Below are 24,981 nucleotides of genomic sequence, written 5' to 3'. Positions count from 1 at the left end.
TGAGCAAAATCAATCACATTTGAGCGGGATAATATTGAATGGATGTGAATGAATATGAGTATATCTGATAGGATGTTTGGTGAGGAGAGACGCTTAAAGATTGCAGAAATTATAAGTAAGGATAAAAGTATCAGTGTTTCTGAGCTTAGTAAACTTTTTAATGTTTCTGAATCTACAATAAGAAGAGATTTGCATGTACTGGAGGAAAAGGGTTTCATACAGAGGACTCACGGTGGCGCAATATTGAATGTTGGCACTCATTATGAGCCTACATTTTTTGAAAAAGAAGATGTAGAACTTGAGGCAAAAAGGAAAATAGGTAAAATTGCTGCATCAATGATAGAAGAAGGAGATTCTATAATTTTAGATGCTGGTACGACTACTCTTGAAATTGCGCGAAATCTTAAAAATATGAAACTTACTGTTGTTACAAATTCACCTCTTATTGCGATAGAACTTTCAAGACACGAGGATATTGAGCTTATTATAACAGGAGGCATACAGAGGTGGAGGACTAAGGCTTTAGTTGGTCCTATTGCTGAAATGGTAATAAGACAGTTTAAAGTGGATAAGGCTTTTATAGGCACAAATGCTATATCTTTTGAGGATGGGCTTATGACTCCAGACTTAATTGAAGCCAATACTAAAAAGGCGATGTGTGATGTGGCAAGTGAAGTTTATATAGTAGCAGATCACACTAAATTTGGGAAAAAATCTTTTGTCAAATTTGCAGATATAAAAGACATTACGGCAATAATAACAGATGATGAGGTTGATTATGAGATAGTGAGAAAATATGAACAGGCAAATATAGATATAGTAAGCTTTGGAAAGGATGAAAATAATGATAACAACAGTAACGGCGAATCCAGCGATTGACAGGACAATAATTGTTGAGGATTTGAAACTTGGTTATGTAAATAGGGTAATTCGATCAAGAGTAGATGCTGGGGGAAAAGGTATAAATGTCGCCAAAAACCTTAAAAATTTTGGAGATGATGTTATTGCTCTTGGCTTTATAGGACCGAATGCTAAATATATAATCGATTGTTTAGAAAATGAAGGCATAAAAACTGACTTTGTGAAAATAAAAAATGAGACGAGGACAAATATAAAGATTTCTGATATTTCAAGGATGGAAGTTACTGATTTGAATGAATATGGCCCTCATGTAAGCGAAGAAGAAATAGAGCTACTTAAAAAAAGTATATTTAAATATGCTAAAGAGTCAAAAGTGCTTGTGCTTTCAGGAAGTTTACCACAAGGAGTGCCAAAGACTTTTTACAAAGACATAATTAGAGAAGTAAAAAGCGGTGATTTAAAAATAATTCTTGATGCTGACAAAGAAGCGCTTTTATACGGCATAGAAGAAAAGCCTTACATGATAAAACCTAATGTGCAAGAGTTAGAAGATGCAGTAGGCAAAAAGCTTGAAAGTTTAGAAGAGGTTATTGAAGAAGGGAAAAAGCTGAAGGATTCAGGCATAGAAATAGTTGCGATTTCTATGGGAGGCCGCGGCAGTGTTGTGATAACAAAGGAAGGGATATATAGGGTAATGCCTGTAAAAGTTGAAGTAAAAGGGACAGTTGGGGCAGGAGATGCGTTTGTTGCAGGCTTTGCTCATGGAATATACAAAGGACTTCCCATTGAGGAGACAATAAAAATAGCAGCAGCTTTATCTACATCAGTTGTTATGAAAGAAGGCACAAGAGCAGGTACCCTTGATGAGGTAAATATATTAAAGGATAAGATTGAAATAGAAAGGATAGAAAGGTGAGGGAAATGGAAATAAAAGATGTATTGAACGAAAAAATGATGGTTTTTGATCTAAAGGCAAAGGACAAAAATGGAGTATTGGAAGAGTTAGTAAGTGTTTTAAAAGAAAATGGAGTTGTAGATGATGAAGAAGGCTTTTTAGAAGTGGTGAAAAAAAGAGAAGAAGAGTTTTCTACAGGTATAGGTTATGGGGTTGCAATACCTCATGGCAAAAGCAGTCTTGTGAAAAAGCCAGCAATAGTATTTGGAAAGTCTCGCCAAGGAATAGACTATAACTCAATGGATGGCAAACCTGCCCATTTATTTTTCTTAATTGCTGTGCCAGACAACTCTGATGAGCTACATCTTAAAGTTTTGGCTGAGCTTTCAAGGTCTTTAATGCATAAGGAGGTGAGAGAGGAGTTAGAAAAAGCGTCGACACCTGAGGAAGTCATAAACGCTTTTAATAAGTAAATTTTTAAGAGAGGGGATTAATTATGAAAAAGGTAGTTGCTGTTACAGCCTGCCCTACAGGTATTGCTCATACCTATATGGCGGCGGAAAATCTTCAGATGGCAGCCAAAGAAATGGGAGTAGACATAAAGGTAGAGACTCAAGGGTCAATAGGTGCAGAAAACCAGCTTACTGAAGAAGATATAAAAGCTGCTGATGCTGTCATAATAGCAGCTGCAACGAAAGTTGATAAATCAAGATTTGCCGGTAAACCTGTACTTGAGGTACCAGTTGAAGATGCTATAAAGGATGCAAAAGGGCTTATTGAAAAGGCTCTTAAGATGGAAAAGCCAAAAGATTATGTAGAAAAAGTAGAGGAGATTCATAAAGAAAGGTCAGCGCAAAGGACAGGTGCCTACAAACACCTTATGACAGGTGTTTCCTACATGATACCTTTTGTAGTTGCAGGTGGTATTTTAATTGCACTTTCCTTTTTCTGGGGATATAAAGCCTTTGAGGTAGAAGGAACTCTTCCTTGGGCTTTGATGAAAATTGGCGGTGGTTCAGCTTTTGCATTGATGGTGCCGATTTTGTCAGGCTATATAGCATTTTCTATTGCAGATAGGCCTGGTCTTGTTCCCGGTATGGTAGGCGGTATGCTGGCAGTATCCACTGGGGCAGGATTTTTAGGCGGTATCATTTCAGGATTTTTGGCAGGATATACGATAGTTTATCTGAAAAGGTTAATAAAGCTTCCTAAAACATTAGAAGGTTTAATGCCAATACTCATATTGCCGGTATTATCGACTTTAATAGTAGGACTTTTAATGATATATGTAATTGGTTCTCCAATGAAAGCCATAATGACATCTTTGACTGGCTGGCTTACTGGGATGAGTTCTACAAATGCAGTGATTTTTGGAGCAATATTAGGACTTATGATGGCTTTTGATATGGGTGGTCCTGTAAACAAGACAGCTTATACTTTTGCAACAGGTCTTTTAGCATCAAATGTTTTTGCTCCAATGGCAGCGGTCATGGCAGCTGGTATGACACCTCCACTTGGACTTGCACTTGCAACTGCTCTTTTCAAGAATAGATTTACAAAGGAAGAGATAGAAGCGGGTAAAGCGGCATGGGTTTTGGGAGCTTCCTTTATAACAGAAGGTGCTATACCATTTGCGGCAGCAGACCCCTTCAGGGTAATACCTTCAATAATGGTGGGCTCTGCTGTGACAGGTGCTCTTTCAATGCTTTTCCACATTGAATTAAGAGCTCCTCATGGAGGAATATTTGTAATACCGATAGCTGTGTCAAATCCTCTTCTTTACATTGGAGTAATAGCAGTTGGTACAGTAGTTACTGCATTAATGGTAGCGCTTCTTAAGAAAAAAGTAGAATAAAAAAGGAAGGCTGTTGCCTTCCACTTTTTTTATTTGCTAAAAGGATTTTGCACCTTTACTTTGCCAGAGTACTGACCTGAATTTAGGTCTCTATACAAATCCTCTCTGCTCCAGGTAAGTTCGCCTTCCGTACCCAAGTTAAAACCTTTTTCTAATATACTTATATGGCGTGACTTGGCTTTCTCATATGAATTTTCTTTTCTTACGATTTCCTCAAGAGTTTCTGTTAAAAGGCCAGATACTGATGTTTGTCTAGCTATAGCTATATGTTTTATCTTTTGTAATAAATCCTTAGGCAAAGATAATGTGATATTTTGCATCTCAATTTTTTGCTTACCTTTGTTCATATTATTCTATATCTATTTTTCTTCCCTTTGGCTTACTTGGATGCAGTTTTGGCATTGTGATTTTGAGGATGCCATTTTCAAATTTAGCAGTAGTTCTTTCAGGGTCTACTTCTGCTGGTAGTTCTATTCTTCTGGCAAAACTTCCGTAATATCTTTCTCTCATGTAATAATTTTTATCTTCTCTTTCTTCGTCTACTGTGGTTTGCCCTTTTATTTCCAGTATATTGTCATAAACATTTATTTCAATGTCTTTTTTGTCAACGCCGGGTAGTTCAGCTGTTGCCACTATTTCTGTTTCAGATTCGGTGATGTCCACTCTTGGCCGAGAAAATAGACCTGAAATAGATGGGAAATTCACATCAAAAATGCTTGGCAAATTTCTAATATTGAAATCAAAGGGCCAATCCCACCAGTCGCGTCCTCGCCTCATAAGGCTCATTTACATCACCTCCATATTTTTCTATTATTTATTATATCACATTGATTGAAATTTTCAATTATTAGGTTTCACAAAATCCTCACATTTAATTCTTACTTTTTTATTCTTTTTATGTTAAAATCTATAAGGGTGAAATTGACGATGTAAAAAAGGAAGTGGTTGGATGCGGCCAGATGAAAAAGATGTAAGTAAGTTGTACTTTTTTGTCATGTTACTTCTCATAACAGTGGGATATTTGGTGCAAAAGGCTTCTTTATATATAGGTATACTAATCACAGAATTTTTTCTTGTTTTACTGCCTGTTATTCTTTACCTTCTTTTTAAAAGATATGATGTAAAATATGTTTTAAGGTTAAATCCTATAAAGGGTGATCAAGCTTTTTTAGTGATAATAATAGCTGCTTTAGGTTGGATAGTATCAGGTTTTTTTGCACTTTTAACAAATTACTTTCTATCTAAATTAGGTAAAATTCCGGTTATGCCAATACCTGCAGCTTCCAATACACAAGAACTTTTTATGCAAATTCTAATATTTGGAGCTGTAGCTGCCTGCTGTGAAGAAATATTTATGCGTGGACTTGTTATGAGAAGTTTTGAAATGAGAGGTTCTATAAAGAGTATTTTTATAACCGCTATATTCTTTGCAATGCTTCATTTAAATGTGCAAAACTTTCTAAGTATTCTTTTTCTTGGAAGCTTATTGGGATATGTAGTATATAGGACTAATTCTATATTTGCAGGAATGATTGTTCATTTTACGAATAATACTATTTCTGTATTGTTATCCTATTTTATAGCACAACAAAACTTAGGAAAAGCAACTCCATTACAACAGGTAGATATTCCATTTATTGTTGTCATTGGTTATGGGATTTTTGCATTATTTGCTGCTATTCTTTTGTATGTGCTATTAAGATATTTGAAGAAAGTAACTGACCCATATGTTATCCGCGGTACTACAAAGTTAAAAGAAGACTTATATATTTTCTTGCATTGGCCTGTACTTTTATCAGTGTTAGTATTTTTGTATAGAATTACTGAACAGATATTAAAAATAGCTGGGGTTATATAAAGAATGCTTAAAAGAAAATGAAAACTGTTGACGTAAATAAAAGAATAGGATAGAATAATAAATAGAAGAAATGCAATCGGTTTCATTTTAAAGGTGGTGATATACATGAATGTAACGATTAAAGATGTGGCAAAGAAGGCAAATGTTGCTCCTTCTACTGTATCGAGGGTTATTGCTGATAATCCACGTATAAGTAAAGAGACAAAAGAAAGAGTTTGGAAGGCGATGGAGGAATTGGGGTATTATCCAAATGCCATTGCCAGAAGCCTTGCAAGTAAGGTGACAAATACTTTGGGACTTATAATGCCTCGCTCCACAGAAGAAGCTTTTTCAAATCCTTTTTTCCCTGAAGTTATGAGGGGCATAAGTGTTGTTGCCCATAGAGAAAAGTATGATTTGCTTTTGTCGACATCTGGAAATCAAGAAGAGGAAAAAGAAGCGGTTATAAATATGGTAAAAGGCAAACGAGTAGATGGAATAATTCTTTTATCTTCTCGTACAACCGATGAGCTTATACCTTGGCTAAGAGATGAAAAATTTCCTTTTGTAGTAATAGGTAAACCTCTTGATGCTAAAGGTGTATATTGGGTTGACAATGACAATATAGGGGCTTCTAAGCTTGCTACTAATTACCTTATTAAACATGGGCATAGAGAAATTGCTTTTATAAGTGGTTCATTGGAATATGTAGTGAGTTTAGATAGGTTAGATGGTTATAAACTTGCCCTTGAGGAAAATGGAATACCTTTTAAGAGAGAGTTGGTGGAACAAGACGAGTTTTCAGAAGACGGTGGATACAGGGCGATGATGAGAATATTAGAAAGAGAAAAACCTACTGCAGTTGTGGTTACTGATGATGTTATGGCATTTGGTGTTATAAGGGCTGCAATAGATAAAGGATATAGAGTTCCTGAGGATATATCAATAGTAGGGTTTAACAACATTCCCTTGTCAGCTTTTGCAAACCCACCCCTTACGACAATAGATATTTCTACATTTGATTTGGGGATTAAGTCTGCAGAACTTTTGATTGCAAGGTTAAAGCAAAAGGATGTAGACACAGACCACATCATTGTGCCTGTAAAGCTTGTGGAGAGGAAATCTTGTGTTGCAAGATAAAAAGCTGTAGGGCTTTATATTCCTACAGCTTTTTCATGGCCTTTTAAAAACATTTCTCCTACTTCATAGATATTTCCTGCTCCAACTGTTAATACTAAATCGCCTGCTTTTGCATTTTTATTTAAATACTCAACTATAGAGTCAAAATCTTTTAAGTACAAAACATCCTTTCCTCTTTGGGAGATTAGTTCCACTAAATCTTTAGAAGAAACAATTCCTGTGTCTTTTTCTCTTGCGGCGTATATGTCAGCTATTATTATTTTATCTGCATTGTCAAAGGACTCTGCAAAATCATTAAGCAAAGATTTAGTTCTTGAGTAAGTATGTGGCTGGAATATACAAATAATTCTTTTATGAGGATAATTTTTTGCTGTTTCTAAAGTTGCTTTAATTTCAGCAGGGTGATGAGCATAGTCATCCACAATTGTTATGCCATCAACTATTCCTTTTACTTCGAATCTTCTATGAGTGCCTTTGAACTCAGTTAAATAATGGGAAGCTTTTTTTATGTCGATTCCTACAAGGTGACTTACTGCCATAGCAGCTAAGGCGTTGTAAACATTGTGTTTTCCGGGTATTGATAATTTAAAATTGCCCATATATTTTTCTTTATAATAAACGTCAAAAATCGCACAGCCTTTGTCATCAAAACTTATGTTTTTTGCTTTCCAATCACTATCTTGGTAAATGCCGTAGGTCACAATGTTTTTATTTAACCCATTTACAACATACATGGTGTTTGCATCATCTTTGCATGCTACCACAAATCCATCTGGTGGAACTAAATTAGCAAATTGCCTAAAAGACTGTTTTATGTTGTCAATATTTTTGAAGTAATCTAAGTGGTCTGAATCGACATTTAGTATAACAGCTATGTAAGGATAAAACTTTAGAAAACTATCTGTATATTCACAAGCTTCTGTGACAAAATATTCACTGTTTCCAACTCTCACATTTCCTCCTATTACATCTACTTCTCCTCCTACTAAAACTGTTGGATCGAACCCTGCACCATCCAATATCACAGAGATTAAAGAGGTAGTAGTAGTTTTGCCATGACTTCCTGCAACAGCAATCCCCCATTTGTATTTTTTCATAATGAGACCTAAAAGGGTAGCTCTATCTATAATAGGTATATTTAATTTCTTAGCTTTTTGATATTCAGGATTATCTTCATGGATAGCAGCTGTATACACTACTAAATCGGCACCTATGACACTATTTTCGTTGTGAGGTATTGTTATAACTGCTCCTTCTTGTCTTAACCTTTCGATTATATGAGAATTTTTTATATCTGAACCTGTTACTATATGGCCGTTATTCAAAAGTATATGAGCTAAACCGCTCATACTTATACCGCCAATTCCTATAAAATGCACTCTTTTAAAGTTTTCAAGATTTATATCCATAGTTTACGCTCCTCTCAGTTCCTATTGTTATTATTGCCTTTTCATGGTTAAAATATGATTAAAGCTTGTCAAAAGCAACTATATTTATAAAAAAATTATATCACATGTTGCAGAAAAGTGAACTTTTAAATATAATTTTGGTATAAAAGTTTGTATGTGCGGAGGTTATTTTTTATGGATAAGTACAAACGGTATGAACGATTGGCAGCAATCGTTAAGATATTTAGTGAAAATCCTAATACACTAATAAATTTGGAGTATTTTATGAATTTTTTTGGTATAGCTAAATCTACTGCCTCGGAAGATATCGATATTTTAAAGAATGTAATAGAAAAATTTAGTTTTGGTAAATTAATTACGCTGCCTGGAGCTGGTGGCGGAGTAAAATACATTCCTATAGCTAATATTAAAAGTTATTTGCCTTTTGTACAAGAAATAAAGGAAAAATTAAAGGATCCGTCGAGAATAATTCCCGGAGGTTTTTTGTACACTGCCGATTTGATTTATTCTCCCAATATTGTAACAAAAATTGGTGAAATTTTAGTATTTCCTTTTTTGGATAAAAACGTTGACGCGATTGTTACTGTGGAGACCAAGGGTATACCTATTGCCTTGATGTGCGCAAGGACGCTTAATGTTCCCCTTGTAATAATTAGAAAAGATAGCAGAGTTACAGAAGGTTCTTTTGTTTCTATTAATTATATTTCTGGGTCTCAAAGACACATACGTTCTATGTCTTTGGCTAGAAGGTCTTTGCAAAAAGGTTCTAGAGTATTGTTGATAGATGACTTTATGAAAGCAGGCGGAACGATTAGAGGTATGATGGAACTTATGGAGGAATTTGATGCTGAAGTAGCTGGCGCAGGAGTTATGATTTCGACGGAAAAACCGGAGAATAAGCTGGTGGATAATTACATTTCAGTTTTTGTGTTAAAAAATATGGAGGAGGAGAAAAATATAATTGACATTGAAATAAGCGACTGGATATTGAAGGATTAAAGAGAATAAAAAATTTTTTTAAAAATTTTTCGGAATTTTTGTTTTTCCTGAAGGAAATTTTGATTTTATGGCGAATATTTATTAGTGTAAGAGCAGTTCCACAAACGCAAACTTTGGGTTAAGCTTCAGGAAGGTGGTGAGCTTATGGAGATTACAGACGTAAGGGTGAGAAAAATTAATGAAGAAGGCAAAATGAAGGCTGTAGTTTCTGTAACCTTTGACAATGAGTTTGTGGTTCACGATATAAAGGTTATAGAGGGCCAAAATGGGTTGTTTATTGCTATGCCAAGTCGAAAGACTCCCGAAGGGGAGTTTAAAGATATTGCTCACCCTATAAATTCAGACACAAGAAATAGATTACAAAGCGCTATTTTAAAAGAATATGAAAAAGCAAAAGAACAAGAAGCTGCACATAAGGAATAAAAAGGAGCTGGTCTCCTTTTTATTTTTTTGTTGAACTTTGTTGCAATTATAGTTAAAATAGTATAGGGTATGAAAATTAAATTTAGTATAGAGGGTGTGGAAAATTGGAAGGGCTAGTGACGCTTATTTTAGCAGCGGGGCTTGGAAAAAGGATGAAATCTAAGCATCCAAAGGTGGTTCATAAAGTCTGTGGTAAACCGATGATAGAATGGGTAGTAGATGCGGTAGAAGAGATAGGCAGTAAAGAAGTAATTGTAGTAGTCGGCCACAAAGCAGAAGAGGTAAAGGAAGTTTTAAAAGAAAGAGTCAAGTATGCTTATCAAGAAGTGCAGTTAGGCACAGGTCATGCTGTGATGATGGCAGAAGACTTACTCCCTGAGGAAGGCAATGTGCTGATTTTGACAGGAGATACACCTCTTATTACCTCCAATACCTTAAAAGAATTAATAAATTTTCATATTAAAGAGCGCAACAGTGTTACAATTTTGTCTTCAGTATTAGAGGACCCTACAGGTTATGGGAGGATAATAAGGGATGAAAGTGGAAACGTTATAAAGATTGTGGAAGATAAAGATGCATCGGAAGAAGAAAAAAGCATCCATGAGATAAATTCTGCCATGTACGTTATGGATATAGCCAAACTAAAAAAAGCGCTAAGAATGATAACAAATATTAACGCACAGGGTGAATATTATCTGACGGATGCTGTGGAAATTATAAGAGATATGGATGGAAAAATTGGCGCTTTTACTGTACCTTCAGAGGAGATAACGGGAGTAAATTCAAGGGTGCAGCTTTTTGAAGCAGAGAAAATAATGAGAAAGCGGATTAATTATCGTCATATGGAAAACGGAGTAACAATAGTGGACCCTGATACCACTTATATAGGAGCTGAAGTGGAGATTGGAGCTGATACTGTAATATTGCCTGGTTGTGTTATAGAAGGGAAAACGAAAATAGGAAGTGATTGTGAGATAGGGCCTAATTGCAGGATTGTAGATTCGGAAATCGGAGATGGATGTAGTGTCACGTATTCGGTAATACTCTCTTCAAAAATAGAAAATAATGTTAAAATAGGACCTTTTGCCCACATAAGACCAGAAACTGTGATACAGAGTAATGTCAAAATAGGGGACTTTGTGGAGATAAAGAAGTCAATAATTGACGAAGGAAGTAAAGTTCCTCATCTTACGTATGTGGGAGACGCGGAAGTTGGTAAAAATGTCAATATGGGATGTGGCTCTATTACAGTTAATTATGATGGTAAACAAAAATACAAGACAGTGATAGGAGATAATGTTTTCGTGGGGTGTAATGTAAATCTTGTAGCGCCAGTAAAGATTGGAAATAATGCTTATATTGCTGCTGGTTCAACTATAACAGAGGATGTTCCTGAAGGAGCACTTGCCATAGCTAGAAGTAGGCAAACTAATAAAGAGGGCTGGGTACAGGAAAGAATAAAAAAAGGGAGGCTTTAAATTAAATGGCGAGATATACTAATTCTCTAAAAATTTTTTCAGGAAATTCAAATCCTAAGTTAGCCAGTGAAATAGCAGAGCATCTTGGACTCAAGCTTTGCGATTCAGAAGTAGGGACTTTTAGTGATGGTGAGATTAGTGTAAGGATTGGAGAAAGCGTAAGAGGTGCAAGCGTTTTTGTAATACAGTCAACTTGTGCACCTGTTAACAACAACTTAATGGAATTATTGATAATGATTGATGCTTTTAAAAGGGCATCTGCGGCTGAAATCAATGCAGTTATACCTTACTATGGTTACGCAAGACAAGACAGAAAAGCAAAGGCGAGGGACCCAATTACTGCAAAGCTTGTAGCTGACCTTATAACTGCAGCAGGAGCTCATAGAGTTGTTACAATGGATCTCCATGCTCCTCAAATACAAGGCTATTTTAATATTCCTGTTGACCATTTGTTAGGAGGACCTATTCTTGCGAAATATTTTATTGACAAAGAATTGGGAGATGATGTAGTAGTTGTTTCCCCTGATCACGGCAGTGTTACAAGGGCGAGGTATTTTGCAGAAAAATTGAATGCTCCTCTTGCTATTATTGACAAAAGAAGGCCAAAGGCTAATGTGGCAGAGATAATGAATATAATAGGTGATGTAAGAGGGAAAAAGGCTATTTTGGTAGATGACCTTATTGATACTGCTGGTACTTTGGTGCAAGGTGCAGAGGCTCTTCTTGACAGTGGTGCTACTGAAGTTTATGCTTGCGCGACCCACGGAGTGCTGTCAGGTCCTGCGATTGAAAGGTTAAAAGAATCACCAATAAAAGAATTGGTTATAACAGATACAATCCCTCTTCCTGAAGAGAAAAAAATTGACAAAATTAAAGTTCGATCTGTGGCTCCTTTATTTGCAGAAGCAATTTTGAGAATCCACGAAGGCATGTCTGTCAGTAAATTGTTTGTGTAGGCACTTTATGTGCCTTTTTTATATTTTGTTTTAAATTTTATGATATAATTTAAACAAGGAAACTTGAAGTAGAGGGTGGTTTTGTGGGAGAGAATGAAAAAATTTATGTGGTGGATGATGATAAAAATATATGTGAAATAGTTTCTTTGTACCTTGAAAAAGAAGGTTTTGATGTAGAGCAGATATACGATGGGCAAAGCGCACTAAAGAAAATACAAGAAAAACCACCAAAGCTCGTCATACTTGATATAATGTTACCAGGAATTGATGGTATAGCGCTTTGCAGAGAAGTCAGAAAATTCTCAAAAGTACCTATAATAATGCTTACCGCAAAAGGGGATACACTTGATAAGGTATTGGCTTTAGAGATTGGCGCTGATGACTACATCGTAAAGCCCTTTGACGGGAAAGAATTAGTAGCAAGAGTTAAAGCGGTTTTAAGAAGATATGAACCGGAAAGTGATGAAAAACAGGCTGTTTCTTATCCAGACCTTTATGTAAGTTTGAGCGAATATAAAGTTGTTTATAAAGGGCAAAATGTGGATTTAACTCCCAAAGAGTTAGAACTTTTATATTTTTTATGTACACATCCCAACAGGGTTTTCACGAGAGACCAGCTATTAGAAAATGTATGGGGTTATGATTATATGGGAGATAGTCGTACAGTAGATGTTCATATAAAGCGGCTTAGAGAGAAAATGGGAGATGGTCCTAATTGGAAACTTACCACCGTATGGGGTGTAGGCTATAAATTTGAGGTGAACTAAATTTGAGCAAAAATAGACTCTTTAAAAAACTTTTTATAAGCAATATAATTATCATCCTTATTACTTTGTCTATCCTTTCAGGGATGTTTTATCTGATGTTTCAAAACTATTATTTTGCCGACAAAGAAAAAATAATGTTGGAAGAGGCTCAAGAAATAAATGCAATTTTAAATGAATTTGCGGTAGGTGACATAAACATAGATAAATGGAATCAAGAATTAAATGTTGTTACTAGGTTGATTAATGCTACTGTATGGATCGTAGATAAAGAAGGGCTAATTTACAGTCAATCACAGCAGCAGGGCAAAGCGTGGACAGGAGTAAGCCTCAGTAAAGAAGAAATAAAAAGCATTTTAGATGGACAATCTGTTGTAAAAAAAGGATATTTTGGTGGTAAATTTAATCAGCCTGTTTTGACAGTAGGAGTGCCTCTTGTTATAAATGGCCGTATTGAAGGGGCTATATTTATGCATGCACCTTTGACAGAAATGAATAAAACCATTATAAACATTTTTATTTTAATGCTTTTATCTGGAGGAGTAGCTCTTATAATAGGTTTTGTGCTCATTTCTTATACTTCCAGTAAAATATCTCAGCCTCTTAAAGAAATGAGCTTGGCTGTTCAGCAGGTAGCGAAGGGGAATTTTTCAGCAAGGGTGCAACATAAAGAAGAAGATGAAATAGGGGATTTAGCTAAATCCTTTAATGTTATGGCAAAAGAATTAGAACAATTAGAAGATATGAGAAAAGATTTTGTGGCAAATGTTTCCCATGAATTGAGGTCTCCATTGACCTCTATACAAGGATATATAGATGGGATATTAGATGGTACTATTCCAAAGGAAAAAGCTTGCGATTATCTTAAAATAGTGCAAAAAGAAACAAGGAGGATGTCTCGACTCATAAATGATTTCCTTGAAATGACTAAACTTGAGTCAGGGCAATTCCCACTTAATAAGACTGAATTTGATATAAATGAACTTATAAGACTGGCCGTTATAAAGTTTGAAAAAAGGATAGTGGAAAAAGATCTAACTGTTAAAGTCGATTTTGAAGAAGACAGAAGAATAGTTATAGCTGATAAAGATAAGATAGAACAAGTTTTGACAAATCTTATAGACAATGCAATAAAATTTTCTAAAGAAAAGGGTATAATTCATATTTTTACTGAAATAAAAGATGACAAGGCATTTATTACTATAAAAGATAATGGAATAGGTATTTCTCCAGAAGACCAAGAGCATATATGGGATAGATTTTATAAAGCGGACAAATCGAGAGGGAAAGATGGAGCAGGCCTTGGACTTTATATAGTAAAGCGCATTATAAATGCTCATAATGAGGAGATATGGGTAGAAAGTGAACTCGGTAAAGGTACAGCATTTACTTTTACTTTACCGATGAAAAAATTTTAAAAAATCACAATAAAATATTTACACTTTGTTAACACTTTATTCATAAATAAAGGATATAATGATACTTGAGAGCGACAAATGCCTCTCCTTGACCTCCCTTATCATAGCGGTCCAAGTGAATACTTGGGCCGCACATTTATTTATAAAAAACAGTGCAAACAATTTTTTAATAAAAACTACTTAAAATCTTTACATCATGTTCATAATTTGTTAATAAAAAGGGGTTATAATTAAAAGCAAGAAAAACAAAAGGAGTGAGTGATTATGGATTACGGAAAAGACTTTGAAGATAAAATTGAAAAAAATGATCCGGAGAATGTAGTTCCTCCAGAAGAAAATGAAAAAGAAGAGCTATATCAAACAGAAGAATTAAATAGCGAAATATTAAAGGCAGAGGAACAAAAGCAAGAGGAATTGGAAACTACTGCACCAATTCCTAAAGTGGAATTTAGAAACAACAAAAAGAGTCTTGGGAAGATGGTAAAAAGATTTAGAAGGAAGATGGTAGCATCTTTTATTGCAGTAGCGCTAGTGGCAGCTTTAATTGGTGGAGGAGTTACAGGTGCTGTGATGAAATACTATGGAACCCAAAATGATGCATCAGCCCAGATTGTTACAAGATATTTGCCTCTAGATGCTACTTCATCAGACGAAAACGGTATTTTAAATTTGATACCTAACATATACAAAATTGTCAGCCCAGCTGTTGTAGAAATTGATACAAACGTTGCTTATACAAATGGCTATAGAACAGAATATGTCCCTAAAGGCAGTGGCTCTGGTTTTATAATAAGTTCGGATGGATATATTGTCACAAATAACCATGTAATTGACGGAGCATCAAAAATCACAGTAAAACTTTTAGATGGAAGAAGTGCTGATGCAAAACTTGTAGGAAAAGATGATAGAACAGACCTCGCAGTACTTAAAATAAACCTTCCTAATTTACCCGTTGTAAAACTGGGAGACTCTTCAAAACTCCAACCTGGGGAATTGGCAATTGCTATAGGCAATCCTCTTGGAGATTCCTTTGCAGGTACAGTCACAGCTGGTATAATAAGCGGACTTAACAGAAACCTCCAAAGTGATTATGGGCCTGTCAAACTCATACAAACAGATGCAGCTATAAATCCTGGCAACAGCGGCGGACCTCTTGTGAACAGTAAAGCAGAAGTTATAGGTATAACAAGTGTTAAGCTCACTTCAATAGGACCAAGTATTCAAGATCCTTTTGGAATGTTTGGAAGCCAAGGAACCCCTGTTGAGGGTATGGGTTTTGCAATTCCAATAAACGAAGCAAAACCTATAATTGACCAGATAATAAAACACGGCTATGTAGAAAGGCCTATGATGGGAATAGGTGCTCAGACCATTACAAAACAAGATGCAGAACAATATAACTTACATGTAGGGGTATATGTAGTTCAAGTTCAGCCAAATAGTGGAGCAGAAAAAGCTGGAATTCAACCAGGAGATGTGATAATAAAGGTTGATGGTAAAGACATTACTTCCTTTGAGGATTTGCAAGGCATATTAAATAACCACAAAGTTGGAGATGTAATAAAGGTGACAATTTGGAGGAATGGCAGAACATTTACAGTTAATGTAAAATTGCAAAGCAGCGCAAACTTTCAATAAATAAAATAAATGCCTCCCTCGCACAAAAGACTACCGGCAAGTGGCAACTTGCCGGTAGTCTTTTGTAAATGCTATAGCTTTTTTGTGTGTAATTATGTATAATTAATTTGATAAGGAAGGGTGGTTGTATGTACGTAATTTCAGGTTTAGGAAATCCTGGTAGAGAATATGAAGGAACAAGACATAATGTAGGATTTATGGTAATAGATGAATTGGCAGAAAAATTAGGGATAAATGTTACGAAATTAAAATTTAAATCCCTGGTGGGGGAAGGCTATTTTAAAGGAGAGAAAGTAATTCTTTTAAAGCCTCAAACATTTGTGAATTCAAGTGGTGAAGCTTTATACGATGCTGTAAATTTTTATAAAATTCCGCTTGAAAATGTAATTGTGATTTATGACGATAAAGACTTGGATGTGGGCAAAATAAGGATAAGAAAAAAAGGAAGTTCAGGCGGTCACAATGGAATGAAGTCTATCATATATCTTTTAAATAGCGAAGAATTTCCACGAGTTAGAATAGGAATTGGAAAACCGCAAAAGGATTTAGTAAGTCATGTATTAGGAAAGTTTGAAGAGTCAGAGAAAAAACTAATTGATGAAGCTGTTATAAAAGCAGCAGATGCGGTGATAGATATTATAGAAAATGGGATAGAACATGCTATGAGCAAATTTAACGGTTGGTAAAAAGGCAATAAAGGAGAAAAATGAATACATGTGGCTATTATCTGGAATTGGTGGTGTAATTTTAGCATATTTTCTAAATAGGATGGCAGTAACTAAATATAAGAGAAGAGCTATAATTTATCTTGTACCAGCCATTGAAGAAACTTGTAAGACAGTGGCAGGGTATTTGACTTCCTCTATTCTTTTGTCTCATTTGATATTTGGAATTGCAGAGGCAGTAAATGATTACATAAAAGCTTCCTATAAAATCAATTTAAGGGCTTCTATTTTAAGTATCTTAAGCCACAGCTTTTTTGGTATAACCTCTTACATATTAGTGATGCAAACAAATATTTTTTTGGCTATTATTGTAACTTCTTTAATACATGGCTTATGGAATAGGCTTATGTTGAGGTGATGAACATGTTTACTCGTCAAATAGAAGAATTAAAAGAGATTAAAACAATAGAAGAATTTCTACAACAGAGGAAAGGACCTATTTTGGCTTATGGGCTTACAGATTCTCAAAAAGCCCATATTGCCCATTATATAATGACTAAGTTTAACAAAAAGGTGTTAGTTATTGCTCCTGATGAGGTGGAAGCAAGAAAAATATACGAAGATTTGTATTCTTTTAATTTTGGCAATGCCTCTTTATTTCCCAAAAGAGAAGCCTTGTTTTATAAAATAGATGCTGCGAGTCAAGAAGTGGTGTCTCAGAGATTGCAGGTAATTAAAAAATTGTCAGAAGGAAGTCCCCATGCTGTAGTTACTTCTATAGACGCAGCAGTAGGTAAGCTCATACCTATGGATTTGTTTAAAAAGTATCAATTTGTTTTTAAATTAGGTGATACTGTAAATTTAGAAGAAGTTATAAAAAATTTGGTGACCATGGGGTATGAAAGGGTTCAAATGGTGGAAGGAAAAGGGCAATTTAGTGTGAGGGGAGGAATAATTGACGTTTTTTCTCCTACGGAAGAATATCCTTATAGGATTGAACTTTTTGACGATGAAATAGATTCCATAAGGACTTTTGATGTGATTACCCAAAGGTCTTTAGAAAATATTGATAAAATAAATATTTTTCCAGCTACAGAGTTTATCGCAGAGGCAGAGCACATCAAAAAGGGGATTTCGGCAGTTTCGAACTATTTAAATTCCTATTTGTCAAAAATAAAAAAATCGAAAAGTGGCATTGCAGAAAAGTTACAGCAAAAATTTGAAGAAATTATGGAGGAGATTACAGAATCTAAAAGGGTGGAAAATATTCATGAGCTTATAGATTATTTTTATGATGATGTCTATTCTATTGTTGACTATATGGGAGAAGAGGCAATTATTATTTTAGATGAAAGCAGTCGCATTAAACAAAGGGTAAATAACCTTCAAATGGAATTTAATGAAAATTTCAAGGTTTTGTTAGAAAAAGGAGAGGTTTTGCCAGAGCAAAGTAAGCTTTTTTTTGATTATGAGGAGATATTAAAAAGAGTGAAAAATAACTTTTTACTCATAATGAATACTTTAGCAAAGCCTGACAATGAACTACAGCCTCAAACAATTGTTAATTTTGTATCAAGGTCTATGCATCCTTTTCACGGCAAAATGGATATTTTAGTAGATGATTTGAAGTATTACAAAAACGCAGGATATAAAGTATTGCTTTTAAGTGGGAATCAAGAAAGAGCAAGAATTTTAAAAGATACGCTTGACAGTTTTAATATTGATACTGTAGTGATTAAAGACAGTGAATACGATATACAAAAAGGGCAAGTGGTCATATATCCTGCCTCTGTTAGCAAGGGATTTGAGTATGTGGATGCAAAATTTGCGGTTATAAGCGATGGAGAAATTTTTGGTCAGACTAAAAGGAGCAAAAAAAACTGTAAAAATTAGAAATGCCGACAAGATAAAAAGCTTTACTGAATTAGAAGTAGGGTCATATGTTGTGCATGTAAATTATGGTATAGGAAAGTATGAAGGCATAGAAAAGATAAAAGTAGATGGGATTATAAGGGATTATTTAAAAATAATTTATGCAGGGGGAGATACCCTTTTTGTACCAGTAGAACAATTAGACCTTGTGCAAAAATATGTGGGGCCTACAGACAATCCACCTAAGTTAAATAAATTAGGGGGGAGTGAATGGCTTAGAGCAAAAAGAAAAGCCAAAAAAGCAGTAGCAGACCTTGCTAAGGATTTGATACAACTTTACGCCAAAAGGCAGATGGTGAAAGGACATGCTTTTTCTCCTGATACTCCATGGCAAAAGGAGTTTGAAGAGCAATTTCCCTATGAAGAGACGGAAGACCAGTTAAGGTGTATAAAAGAAATTAAAGAGGATATGGAAAAAGACAGGCCAATGGATAGACTTCTTTGTGGAGATGTGGGATATGGTAAAACAGAAGTAGCTTTAAGGGCTGCCTTTAAAGCGGTGGCTGATGGAAAACAGGTTGCTTTTTTGTGTCCTACAACTATCTTGGCTTATCAGCATTATACTAATTTCATAGAAAGATTCAAAGAATTTCCTGTAAAGATAGAAATGCTTAGCCGTTTTAGGACTCCCAAAGAACAAGCGCAAATAATTAAAGGCCTGGCTGAAGGGACTATCGATATTATTGTTGGTACTCACAGGCTTTTACAGAATGACGTGAAATTTAAAGATTTAGGACTTTTAATTATAGACGAAGAACAGAGGTTTGGAGTTGTTCATAAAGAGAAAATAAAAAAACTTAAGGAAAATATAGACGTTTTGACATTGTCAGCAACTCCTATTCCTAGAACTTTGCACATGTCCTTGATTGGTATAAGGGATATGAGCGTATTGGAGAATCCTCCTGAAGACAGATTTCCAGTAGAAACCTATGTGATGGAATTTAATGAAGAATTAATAAAAGATGCTATTTTAAGGGAAATTGGAAGAGGGGGACAAGTCTATTTTGTTTACAATAGAGTAAATGGCATAGAAAAGATGGCTTCTTTGGTAAAAGATTTAGTTCCTGGTTGTAGAGTAGCTGTGGCTCATGGGCAAATGGAAGAAAGCCAATTAGAAAAAGTGATGATTGACTTTCTAAATGGGGAATACGATGTTTTAGTAAGTACTACAATAATTGAGACAGGGCTTGATATACCAAATGTAAATACTATTATAGTTTATGATGCGGATAAGTTAGGGCTTTCCCAATTGTATCAATTAAGAGGAAGAGTAGGTAGGTCAAATAGACTTGCTTATGCCTATTTTACCTATAGAAAGGATAAAGTTTTAAGTGAAGTGGCGGAAAAAAGGTTGGAGGCGATAAAAGAGTTTACTGAATTTGGTTCTGGATTTAAAATTGCCATGAGAGATTTGGAGATAAGAGGTGCAGGAAATCTCCTTGGAGCAGAACAACATGGTCATATTAATGCAATTGGTTATGACTTGTATTTAAAGCTTTTAGAGGAGGCTATACGGAATTTAAAAGGAGAAGCTCCCAAAGAAGAGATTACTACCACAATAGACATAAAAGTCAATGCTTATATTGACTCTTCCTATATTGAAGACGAAAATTTAAGATTGGAGATGTACAAGAAAATAGCCTCTATAGAATCTAGAGAAGATATGATAGAGATTTCAGAAGAGCTTGTAGATAGGTTTGGCGATTATCCAAAGCCTGTAGAGGCACTATTGGAAATTGCTTATTTAAAGGCTATTGCCTCTCAGCTCTATATTACTGAAATAACGGAAAAAGGAAACGTCGTTATTTTAAAGTTTAAAGATATGGAATCAGTAAATATGGAGGTTATAGAGAAGGTAATAAAAGAATATGGAGGGAATTTAATATTTTCAAGTCAAGTACAACCATATCTTACTTATAGATTCAATAAAAAAGAGACTATACAAAAGGAACTTATTGAATTAGTAGAAAAAATAAAAAGTTTGCAGTTAGTGGAGAAATGATATATAATTAAGTTATGCCTATGTAAACTTTTTAAAGTCAGGAGGATGTTATATTGAAAAGGAAAATCGCATTACTTTTATTTTTTGTTTTTATAGTATTTTTAACAGTATCCTGCTCTGCCAAAAAAGACGTTGTTGCAACTGTTAATGGTGAAAACATTACTAATGCTGAATACAAAAAAGCTTTTGACCAAGTAAAGGCTCAAATTGAAAGTAGTCCACAATATACAAAAGACATATGGAATCAGGATTATCAAGGGAAAAAGTTTTTAGATGTAGTAAAAGAAAATGTGCTTGATAGTTTGATTGCTCAAAAATTACTTGTGCAGGAAGCTCTAAAAAATAATATTACAGTTACAGATAAAGAAATAGAGGATGAGTATCAAAAAGAAAAAGAAGTTAATAAAGATATTACAAAGGAAGATGTGAAAAATTATCTTTTAATAAATAAGCTCTTTGACGAATATACAAAAGATGTAAAAGTTACAGAAGAAGAGTTAAAAAAGTATTATGAGGATAATAAAGAGCAGTTTGAAGTGGTGAAGGCTAGTCATATATTAGTGGCTGATGAAAAAACAGCAGAAGATATATACAATCGACTTATGAAAGGCGAAGATTTTACTACATTAGCAAAAGAGTATTCTATTGATACGGCTACAAAAGACCAAGGAGGAGATTTGGGAGAATTTCCTCATGGCGTTATGGTTTCCGAGTTTGACCAAGTAGTTTTCTCACTTAAGAAGGGTGAAATATCAAAACCTGTTAAGACTGATTATGGATACCATATAATAAAGTCAGAGGGTGTTGCAATAAAACCTTTTAATGAAGTAAAGGATGCGATAGAAAGCTATTTGTTAAATGATAAGAAAAATCAAGTTATTAAAGAAAAATATGATGCACTTGAGAAAGCAGCAAAAATACAAAAGTTTCCTCAAAATATAAAAGTAACAGTGGGGTAAAAAGCCGGCAGTTTAGTTGCCGGGTTTTTTTGCGAATAAATTTATGGAAAAATATAAATACTAATCTTGAGCTAAAAATTTTAGGAAATGGAGGTATTTACTTTGAAGGCTACAGGAATTGTACGCAGAATAGATGATTTAGGGAGAGTTGTTATTCCTAAAGAGATCCGAAGAACATTAAGAATCAAGGAAGGAGACCCTTTAGAAATTTTTACAGATAAAGAAGGAGAGATAATTTTAAAGAAATATTCTCCAATAAGTGAATTAAGCGATTTTGCGCAAGAGTACGCTGATAGCATATATCAATCTACAAAACACCCTGTATGCATTACAGATACAGATAATGTAATAGCTGTTTCCGGAGTTGCAAAAAAAGAATTAATTGATAAACCAATAAGTCAAGAATTAGAAAAATATTTGGAAGAAAAAAAGACGATAATGCTTGGGACTGGGAAAGATAAAGGACCGATTAAAATAGCAGATGGACAGGAATTTAACATTACATCTCAAGTTATAGTTCCTATTATTTCAAGAGGAGATACAATAGGAAGTGTGGTGATTTTTACTAAAGAAGCCGGTGAAGCAGTTACAGAAGTTGAAGCAAAAATCGCTGAAACAGCTGCTGCTTTTTTGGGTAAACAGATGGAAGAATAAGTTTATATACACATATATATACCCCTCTGCATATTATAAACTATGAATTAAGCTGCGCAGGGGGGTTAATTTATGGCTTTTCGCATTAATGATATTGTAATGAGAAAGTCTTATGGCTCTGACATTTTGTTTAGAGTCATTAATGTTATAGATAATAAAGGAGTAAGGCATTATCTTTTACACGGTTTAAACATGAGAATAATTGCAGATGCACCAGAAGATGACCTTATAGAGGCTTCTCGCGCCAAAATTGCGGAATATGATAGGCCTTATAGAGAAAAGGCAGAACACCTTTTAAAAAAAATTGCTTCTTCAAAAAGCCTTCAGGGAAAAAAAGGGATGGTACGCGCAAGTCGGCAAGAGCCTTACGGAAGACCAGGAAAAGTTCTTCACATAGACGGAGATGAGGAATATTTAAATGTATGTCTTGATGCCTATAAAAAGGTAGGTATGGAAGTCGTAGGAGTAGTGGTAAAGGAAGAAGAACAACCAGATAAAGTGTATGACCTCTTAGAAAAATATAGGCCTGATATATTAGTTCTTACAGGTCATGATAGTATAAGAAGCAACACCAGAGATTATAGCGATATAAATAACTACAGAAATTCCAAATATTTTGTGGAAGCGGTTAAAAATGCAAGGAAGTACGAACCAGCACTTGACAATTTAGTGATTTTTGCAGGAGCTTGTCAATCAAATTACGAAGCTCTTATAAAGGCGGGAGCTAATTATGCCAGCTCTCCAGAAAGGGTTTTAATACACTGCCTTGATCCAGTCTTGGTGAGTGAAAAAGTGGCTTTTTCCCATATAAATGAGCTTGTAAAAATTGAAGAATTAATAGAAAACACTATAACGGGAGCGCCAGGAATTGGAGGATTGCAGACAATGGGAAAATTTAGATATGGCGTTCCAAAAGGCAAATATTAAATTAATTTACTCCGTAAGCTAAAAATTACTGATTAAATGCAAATATCTCTGAGATTTGCATATTTTTTTGTTTTTTGCACAAAAATCATTATTGACAAATAGGCAGGTGCACTGATATAATATTATACCCTTGACATTGTCTGAAAATTGTGGTACAATATTTACAGCATGTGTTAAGGAGTTGATAGTGGTGGCAGATAGATCAACCCTTGATGAAATAAAAAACAATTGGATAAACATATAGGTGCTCGAGTTCGCCTTAAAACAAATGGTGGCAGAAAAAAGACCATAATAAAAGAGGGATTATTAGAAAAGACATATCCGAGCATTTTTATTGTGGTATTAGATGGACAAGGAGCGACCCGGAGGGTTTCTTACAGTTATTCAGATATTTTAACAGATACAGTAGAGCTAACCGTGATGGAAGGAAATAAAAAAATCCAGTGTCTCCAATGACCGAAGATATTCGGTCTTATTTTTTTGGCATAATTTTATCTCAATAACTATATATTATATTAGCATATCTTATTGTGAAGGACAATTATTTTAAGGAGGTAAAAGCATGCCACAGGTGTATAAAGATATTTTAGAGTTTGATTCTGTATCGGGTACATATGATACTCAACTTCTGGTAGAGAGTGATATAATTGTTCCTGAGAATGAACCGGACGTGCTGGTACTTTTGGCATTAAATCCTCGGACATATATTAATGAAGTTTTTGTGACAGAAGGAAAAGTTCAGTTTGAAGGTAAACTAACATTAGACATTTTGTATTTAGGCGAAAAAAATGGAGAGCTTGAAAGGATTGAAAAAGAAATTGACTATTCCCATGTCATTGAGGATGAAGGCATTGATAAAAGGAGCAGATGCATGTTAGTTGCAAATATTGAAAATGTTGACTACAAGTTGGTAAACAGTAGGAAAATAAGTATGAGAGCTGTAATAAAGATACAATGCAGGTTAGTAGTATCTGATAAAAAAGAAGTAGTAATAGGAGCTGAAGATTCGATAAAAGTGGAGTCCTTAAAGAAAAAAGTGAAGTTAATGCATACAGTAGGGCAAAATAGTGTAGAAGTCTTTGTAAAAGATAAAATAAAAGTTCCTGATGGAGAGGCCCCTATTCAAAAAGTCATAAAAACAGATGTCGCAGTAAAACCGGAAGAAATTAAAGTCACTGATAACAAGGTAATAGTTCAAGGAAGTGTACAATGTAATATTTTATATATTTCACAGGGAGGAGAATTTGGAAATTTAGAAACAGATTTAAATTATGCAAATTTTGTAGATATTCCTGGGGCTTTAAGTTATATGTCTGCTAAAACTCATGAGGAAGTCATGGACATAGTTACAACTGTAGTGGAGGATGAAAAGGGAGAAAATACTATTTTAGATATAGAAGTCACAATAAGAGTAAAAGTTCAAGTGCTGGAGACGGAGGATAGAGAGCTTCCTGTTGATGCCTATGGTACAAAAGCTTATATTCAACCCATAAAAGAAAATTTAACTGTGATAGAGAAATTAGAATCTTTTAAATCTCAATTTGTAGTCAAAACTAATGTAGAATTACCTTCTTTCTTAAAAAGATTTATAGATGTTGTGGTTATTCCTGTTATATCTGACTACAGTGTAGATGTAGATAAATTGGTTTTAGAAGGAATATTAGATTATACTATTTTATATTTGTCTGAAGAAGGTAGTGTAAAGTCTTATAGAGATGAATATCCTTTTAAGACTTTTGTTGAGATAAGTCAAGTTAAAGGACCTATGTTGGTTGATATAAAAATTTCTCATGTTTCCTATGAAATAATAGCTATGAAAGAAATTGAATTAAAGTTTGCAATTGATAATACTGTTGATTTACTTGCAGAGAAAGAAATAGAGGTTATTGTAGACCTTAAGGAAATCGAAGCTCCAAGAGAAATCGATAATAAACACAGCATTGTTATCTACATGCTGCAAAAAGATGAAACCCTATGGGATATTGCTAAAAGGTACAGGGTGAGCCTTGAAGAATTAATTTCTGCCAATGGTTTAGAAGAAGAAAAAGTTTCAGAGGGAATGAAATTAATAATACCTATGGAAGAATGATACGCAGGAGACTGCGTATTTTTTTTACAGAAAATTTATTGTATAATGTATAATATATAACTATAATATTATTGAAAGAG

22 protein-coding genes and 2 pseudogenes are annotated in these 24,981 nt (G+C 34.5%); 21 read left to right on the top strand and 3 right to left on the bottom strand.

Features of this window, described 5'->3' with window-relative positions:
- Positions 1 to 48: 48 nt before the first annotated feature.
- From THESIDRAFT1_RS05455 to THESIDRAFT1_RS05440, 4 genes are read left to right on the top strand one after another with little or no spacing between them, the layout of a single operon-like run.
- A complete protein-coding gene (locus tag THESIDRAFT1_RS05455; RefSeq protein WP_006569777.1) occupies positions 49 to 879 on the top strand; it encodes a DeoR/GlpR family DNA-binding transcription regulator in 831 nt (276 codons plus the stop codon).
- Positions 845 to 1,777 carry a 1-phosphofructokinase gene (pfkB, locus tag THESIDRAFT1_RS05450; RefSeq protein WP_006569776.1) on the top strand — a complete coding sequence of 311 codons (933 nt, stop codon included), beginning with the start codon at positions 845 to 847 and terminating at the stop codon, positions 1,775 to 1,777. The genes THESIDRAFT1_RS05455 and pfkB overlap by 35 nt, the downstream gene beginning before the upstream one ends.
- A gap of 5 nt (positions 1,778 to 1,782) precedes the next feature.
- Positions 1,783 to 2,229, top strand: coding sequence for a PTS sugar transporter subunit IIA (locus tag THESIDRAFT1_RS05445; protein ID WP_006569775.1), 447 nt, complete (start codon positions 1,783 to 1,785; stop codon positions 2,227 to 2,229).
- Positions 2,230 to 2,252: 23 nt separating this feature from the next.
- The gene (locus THESIDRAFT1_RS05440) at positions 2,253 to 3,611 is read left to right on the top strand and encodes a PTS fructose transporter subunit IIC (RefSeq protein WP_006569774.1); all 1,359 of its coding nucleotides are present in this window, start codon (positions 2,253 to 2,255) and stop codon (positions 3,609 to 3,611) included.
- 29 nt (positions 3,612 to 3,640) lie between these two features.
- Here THESIDRAFT1_RS05440 and THESIDRAFT1_RS05435 read toward each other — a convergent pair whose 3' ends face one another.
- Both THESIDRAFT1_RS05435 and THESIDRAFT1_RS05430 read right to left on the bottom strand, forming a co-directional pair.
- Positions 3,641 to 3,958 (bottom strand): DUF6364 family protein, encoded by a 318-nt coding sequence (locus tag THESIDRAFT1_RS05435; RefSeq protein ID WP_006569773.1) that lies wholly within the window; start codon positions 3,956 to 3,958, stop codon positions 3,641 to 3,643.
- 1 nt (position 3,959) lies between these two features.
- A complete protein-coding gene (locus THESIDRAFT1_RS05430; RefSeq protein ID WP_004399058.1) occupies positions 3,960 to 4,397 on the bottom strand; it encodes an Hsp20/alpha crystallin family protein in 438 nt (145 codons plus the stop codon).
- A 163-nt stretch (positions 4,398 to 4,560) separates the two neighbouring features.
- Here THESIDRAFT1_RS05430 and THESIDRAFT1_RS05425 point away from each other — a divergent pair, with 163 nt between their 5' ends.
- On the top strand, positions 4,561 to 5,469 hold the full coding sequence (locus tag THESIDRAFT1_RS05425) for a CPBP family intramembrane glutamic endopeptidase (RefSeq protein ID WP_006569772.1): 909 nt from the start codon (positions 4,561 to 4,563) through the stop codon (positions 5,467 to 5,469).
- 105 nt (positions 5,470 to 5,574) lie between these two features.
- The gene (locus THESIDRAFT1_RS05420; protein WP_006569771.1) at positions 5,575 to 6,588 is read left to right on the top strand and encodes a LacI family DNA-binding transcriptional regulator; all 1,014 of its coding nucleotides are present in this window, start codon (positions 5,575 to 5,577) and stop codon (positions 6,586 to 6,588) included.
- A gap of 14 nt (positions 6,589 to 6,602) precedes the next feature.
- Here the strand turns inward: THESIDRAFT1_RS05420 and murC are convergent, their stop codons facing one another.
- Positions 6,603 to 7,997, bottom strand: a complete 1,395-nt coding sequence (gene murC / locus THESIDRAFT1_RS05415; RefSeq protein ID WP_006569770.1) for a UDP-N-acetylmuramate--L-alanine ligase — start codon at positions 7,995 to 7,997, stop codon at positions 6,603 to 6,605.
- A gap of 174 nt (positions 7,998 to 8,171) precedes the next feature.
- On the opposite strand from murC, the gene purR reads away from it, so the two are divergent.
- The 15 genes and pseudogenes from purR (at position 8,172) to THESIDRAFT1_RS05340 (ending at position 24,901) form a co-directional block, all read left to right on the top strand.
- Positions 8,172 to 8,996, top strand: a complete 825-nt coding sequence (gene purR, locus THESIDRAFT1_RS05410) for a pur operon repressor (RefSeq protein ID WP_006569769.1) — start codon at positions 8,172 to 8,174, stop codon at positions 8,994 to 8,996.
- 144 nt (positions 8,997 to 9,140) lie between these two features.
- The gene (gene spoVG, locus THESIDRAFT1_RS05405; RefSeq protein ID WP_006569768.1) at positions 9,141 to 9,419 is read left to right on the top strand and encodes a septation regulator SpoVG; all 279 of its coding nucleotides are present in this window, start codon (positions 9,141 to 9,143) and stop codon (positions 9,417 to 9,419) included.
- Positions 9,420 to 9,523: 104 nt separating this feature from the next.
- Positions 9,524 to 10,897, top strand: coding sequence for a bifunctional UDP-N-acetylglucosamine diphosphorylase/glucosamine-1-phosphate N-acetyltransferase GlmU (glmU, locus tag THESIDRAFT1_RS05400; protein ID WP_006569767.1), 1,374 nt, complete (start codon positions 9,524 to 9,526; stop codon positions 10,895 to 10,897).
- A gap of 5 nt (positions 10,898 to 10,902) precedes the next feature.
- A complete protein-coding gene (locus THESIDRAFT1_RS05395) occupies positions 10,903 to 11,853 on the top strand; it encodes a ribose-phosphate diphosphokinase (protein WP_003870441.1) in 951 nt (316 codons plus the stop codon).
- A gap of 83 nt (positions 11,854 to 11,936) precedes the next feature.
- Positions 11,937 to 12,620, top strand: coding sequence for a response regulator transcription factor (locus THESIDRAFT1_RS05390; protein WP_003870440.1), 684 nt, complete (start codon positions 11,937 to 11,939; stop codon positions 12,618 to 12,620).
- A 2-nt stretch (positions 12,621 to 12,622) separates the two neighbouring features.
- Positions 12,623 to 14,035: a sensor histidine kinase gene (locus THESIDRAFT1_RS05385; protein ID WP_003870439.1), complete on the top strand. Its 1,413-nt coding sequence runs from the start codon at positions 12,623 to 12,625 to the stop codon at positions 14,033 to 14,035.
- A gap of 264 nt (positions 14,036 to 14,299) precedes the next feature.
- Complete coding sequence (locus THESIDRAFT1_RS05380; protein WP_006569766.1) at positions 14,300 to 15,673, top strand: S1C family serine protease; 1,374 nt, start codon at positions 14,300 to 14,302, stop codon at positions 15,671 to 15,673.
- Positions 15,674 to 15,801: 128 nt separating this feature from the next.
- Positions 15,802 to 16,359: an aminoacyl-tRNA hydrolase gene (gene pth / locus THESIDRAFT1_RS05375; RefSeq protein ID WP_006569765.1), complete on the top strand. Its 558-nt coding sequence runs from the start codon at positions 15,802 to 15,804 to the stop codon at positions 16,357 to 16,359.
- A gap of 28 nt (positions 16,360 to 16,387) precedes the next feature.
- Positions 16,388 to 16,756, top strand: coding sequence for a hypothetical protein (locus THESIDRAFT1_RS05370; protein ID WP_003870436.1), 369 nt, complete (start codon positions 16,388 to 16,390; stop codon positions 16,754 to 16,756).
- Between the two features lie 5 nt (positions 16,757 to 16,761).
- Positions 16,762 to 20,272: pseudogene (gene mfd, locus THESIDRAFT1_RS14735) on the top strand (transcription-repair coupling factor).
- Positions 20,273 to 20,325: 53 nt separating this feature from the next.
- Positions 20,326 to 21,231 (top strand): peptidylprolyl isomerase, encoded by a 906-nt coding sequence (locus tag THESIDRAFT1_RS05360; RefSeq protein WP_006569764.1) that lies wholly within the window; start codon positions 20,326 to 20,328, stop codon positions 21,229 to 21,231.
- A 102-nt stretch (positions 21,232 to 21,333) separates the two neighbouring features.
- The gene (gene spoVT, locus THESIDRAFT1_RS05355; protein WP_003870433.1) at positions 21,334 to 21,885 is read left to right on the top strand and encodes a stage V sporulation protein T; all 552 of its coding nucleotides are present in this window, start codon (positions 21,334 to 21,336) and stop codon (positions 21,883 to 21,885) included.
- A 72-nt stretch (positions 21,886 to 21,957) separates the two neighbouring features.
- Positions 21,958 to 22,812, top strand: coding sequence for a sporulation peptidase YabG (gene yabG, locus THESIDRAFT1_RS05350; protein WP_006569763.1), 855 nt, complete (start codon positions 21,958 to 21,960; stop codon positions 22,810 to 22,812).
- 187 nt (positions 22,813 to 22,999) lie between these two features.
- Positions 23,000 to 23,268 (top strand): annotated as a pseudogene (locus THESIDRAFT1_RS05345) (Veg family protein).
- Between the two features lie 106 nt (positions 23,269 to 23,374).
- The gene (locus THESIDRAFT1_RS05340) at positions 23,375 to 24,901 is read left to right on the top strand and encodes a DUF3794 and LysM peptidoglycan-binding domain-containing protein (protein WP_006569761.1); all 1,527 of its coding nucleotides are present in this window, start codon (positions 23,375 to 23,377) and stop codon (positions 24,899 to 24,901) included.
- The last annotated feature ends 80 nt before the right edge of the window (positions 24,902 to 24,981 follow it).

The sequence above is a fragment of the Thermoanaerobacter siderophilus SR4 genome, assembly GCF_000262445.1.
Taxonomy (GTDB): domain Bacteria; phylum Bacillota; class Thermoanaerobacteria; order Thermoanaerobacterales; family Thermoanaerobacteraceae; genus Thermoanaerobacter; species Thermoanaerobacter ethanolicus.
Note: the sequence above shows the minus strand (reverse complement) of the source record. Positions and strands in the feature narration are given on the sequence as shown.

Excerpts from the sequence above, each read along its gene's own strand:
- spoVG (WP_006569768.1), top strand. The coding sequence starts at position 9,141 with ATGGAGATTACAGACGTAAGGGTGAGAAAAATTAATGAAGAAGGCAAA.
- THESIDRAFT1_RS05430 (WP_004399058.1), bottom strand. The coding sequence starts at position 4,397 with ATGAGCCTTATGAGGCGAGGACGCGACTGGTGGGATTGGCCCTTTGAT.
- THESIDRAFT1_RS05420 (WP_006569771.1), top strand. The coding sequence starts at position 5,575 with ATGAATGTAACGATTAAAGATGTGGCAAAGAAGGCAAATGTTGCTCCT.
- THESIDRAFT1_RS05370 (WP_003870436.1), top strand. The coding sequence starts at position 16,388 with ATGTGGCTATTATCTGGAATTGGTGGTGTAATTTTAGCATATTTTCTA.
- pth (WP_006569765.1), top strand. The coding sequence starts at position 15,802 with ATGTACGTAATTTCAGGTTTAGGAAATCCTGGTAGAGAATATGAAGGA.
- THESIDRAFT1_RS05440 (WP_006569774.1), top strand. The coding sequence starts at position 2,253 with ATGAAAAAGGTAGTTGCTGTTACAGCCTGCCCTACAGGTATTGCTCAT.
- pfkB (WP_006569776.1), top strand. The coding sequence starts at position 845 with ATGATAACAACAGTAACGGCGAATCCAGCGATTGACAGGACAATAATT.
- THESIDRAFT1_RS05380 (WP_006569766.1), top strand. The coding sequence starts at position 14,300 with ATGGATTACGGAAAAGACTTTGAAGATAAAATTGAAAAAAATGATCCG.
- THESIDRAFT1_RS05445 (WP_006569775.1), top strand. The coding sequence starts at position 1,783 with ATGGAAATAAAAGATGTATTGAACGAAAAAATGATGGTTTTTGATCTA.
- purR (WP_006569769.1), top strand. The coding sequence starts at position 8,172 with ATGGATAAGTACAAACGGTATGAACGATTGGCAGCAATCGTTAAGATA.
- THESIDRAFT1_RS05435 (WP_006569773.1), bottom strand. The coding sequence starts at position 3,958 with ATGAACAAAGGTAAGCAAAAAATTGAGATGCAAAATATCACATTATCT.
- THESIDRAFT1_RS05425 (WP_006569772.1), top strand. The coding sequence starts at position 4,561 with ATGCGGCCAGATGAAAAAGATGTAAGTAAGTTGTACTTTTTTGTCATG.
- THESIDRAFT1_RS05455 (WP_006569777.1), top strand. The coding sequence starts at position 49 with ATGAATATGAGTATATCTGATAGGATGTTTGGTGAGGAGAGACGCTTA.
- THESIDRAFT1_RS05340 (WP_006569761.1), top strand. The coding sequence starts at position 23,375 with ATGCCACAGGTGTATAAAGATATTTTAGAGTTTGATTCTGTATCGGGT.
- yabG (WP_006569763.1), top strand. The coding sequence starts at position 21,958 with ATGGCTTTTCGCATTAATGATATTGTAATGAGAAAGTCTTATGGCTCT.
- THESIDRAFT1_RS05395 (WP_003870441.1), top strand. The coding sequence starts at position 10,903 with ATGGCGAGATATACTAATTCTCTAAAAATTTTTTCAGGAAATTCAAAT.
- murC (WP_006569770.1), bottom strand. The coding sequence starts at position 7,997 with ATGGATATAAATCTTGAAAACTTTAAAAGAGTGCATTTTATAGGAATT.